At 55.6% G+C, this 1,550-nt stretch carries 3 protein-coding genes; all 3 read left to right on the top strand.

The features are described 5' to 3' along the window. Window positions 1–309 (top strand): 50S ribosomal protein L11 (locus tag HT737_RS12370; RefSeq protein ID WP_182402692.1); only part of this gene is annotated, 309 nt, incomplete at its 5' end. Further along, window positions 309–1,004, top strand: a complete 696-nt coding sequence (rplA, locus tag HT737_RS12365) for a 50S ribosomal protein L1 (protein ID WP_003228754.1) — start codon at window positions 309–311, stop codon at window positions 1,002–1,004. The genes HT737_RS12370 and rplA, both read left to right, overlap by 1 nt. Window positions 1,005–1,202: 198 nt before the next feature. Beyond that, on the top strand, window positions 1,203–1,550 hold a 348-nt coding region (gene rplJ / locus HT737_RS12360), incomplete at its 3' end, for a 50S ribosomal protein L10 (protein WP_182402690.1).

Raw genomic sequence — 1,550 nt, 5'->3', positions numbered from 1 at the left:
TTTCACGCCCGTACTCAGGGTCTTGAAGCAGGTCTGCCGACTCCAGTGATCATCACTGTCTACAGCGACCGTAGCTTCACTTTCGAAACCAAATCCACCCCTGCTTCGGTTCTGCTGAAGAAGGCGGCCGGTCTGACCAGCGGTTCCGCTCGTCCGAACACCGTTAAGGTTGGCACTGTTACCCGTGCTCAGCTGGAAGAAATCGCGAAAACCAAAAACGCGGATCTGACTGCAGCTGATATGGATGCAGCCGTGCGTACTATCGCCGGTTCTGCTCGTAGCATGGGCCTTAACGTGGAGGGTGTGTAATGGCTAAGCTGACCAAGCGTCAAAAGGCTATCGCCGGCAAAATCGAAGCAGGCAAGGCCTACAACATTGTAGACGCTGCTGCTCTGCTGGCTGAGCTGTCGACTGTCAAGTTCAGCGAGTCGTTCGACGTTGCTGTAAACCTGGGTGTAGACCCGCGCAAATCCGACCAGGTTGTTCGTAGTGCTACTGTGCTGCCACACGGCACTGGCAAGACCGTTCGCGTTGCTGTGTTCACCCAGGGTCCAGCTGCTGAGGCCGCTCTGGCTGCCGGCGCTGACCGTGTAGGTATGGACGACCTGGCTGCTGAAATGAAAGGCGGCGACCTGAACTATGACGTAGTGATCGCATCCCCGGATGCCATGCGCGTTGTAGGTCAACTGGGTCAGATCCTCGGTCCACGTGGCCTGATGCCTAACCCGAAAGTCGGCACCGTAACTCCAGACGTAGCTACCGCGGTTAAAAACGCCAAGGCTGGTCAGGTTCGTTATCGCACCGACAAAAACGGCATCATCCACACTTCCGTTGGCAAGATCGGCTTCGATGCCGTCAAGCTGAAGGAAAACGTTGAAGCCCTGATCGCTGATCTGAAGCGTATCAAGCCAGCTTCTTCGAAAGGTATCTACGTCAAGCGCGTTACCCTGAGCACCACTATGGGCCCAGGTCTGGTTATCGATCAGAGCTCGCTGGACGCGTAAGACAAAGGTTGGCGCGTTTGATCGCGCCAATTGAAAGATTGGGGTCCCTGCCTGGCGGGGGCTATCCAAGACCGTAGGCGACGCAAGTCTTAAACCATAAGCCTACGCAGATGGTGCTCCCGGTTCCTTACCGAATCAGACACCAAAACGACATTCGGTTTCGACCGAGTGAAACGGTAACAAGCAGGAGTTAAACCCGTGGCAATTAATCTCGAAGACAAGAAGGCCATCGTCGCTGAAGTCAACGAGGCTGCCAAAGTCGCTCTGTCCGCTGTCGTGGTTGATGCCCGTGGCGTAACAGTAGGCGCAATGACCGGACTCCGTAAAGAGGCTCGTGAAGCTGGCGTTTACGTACGTGTTGTACGTAACACCCTGCTCAAGCGCGCTGTTGCTGACACTGAATACAGTGTCCTCAACGACGTGTTCACCGGCCCGACCCTGATTGCATTCTCGAACGAACATCCGGGCGCTGCTGCCCGTATCTTCAAAGAGTTTGCCAAGGGTCAGGACAAGTTCGAGATCAAGGCAGCTGCGTTCGAGGGCAAG

The organism is Pseudomonas sp. MD195_PC81_125 (assembly GCF_014060985.1).
Taxonomy (GTDB): domain Bacteria; phylum Pseudomonadota; class Gammaproteobacteria; order Pseudomonadales; family Pseudomonadaceae; genus Aquipseudomonas; species Aquipseudomonas parakoreensis.
This window is presented reverse-complemented; position numbering and strand designations above follow the sequence as displayed.

What these genes read in the sequence shown, in the direction of transcription:
- rplA (WP_003228754.1), top strand. Translation starts at nt 309, where the DNA reads ATGGCTAAGCTGACCAAGCGTCAAAAGGCTATCGCCGGCAAAATCGAA.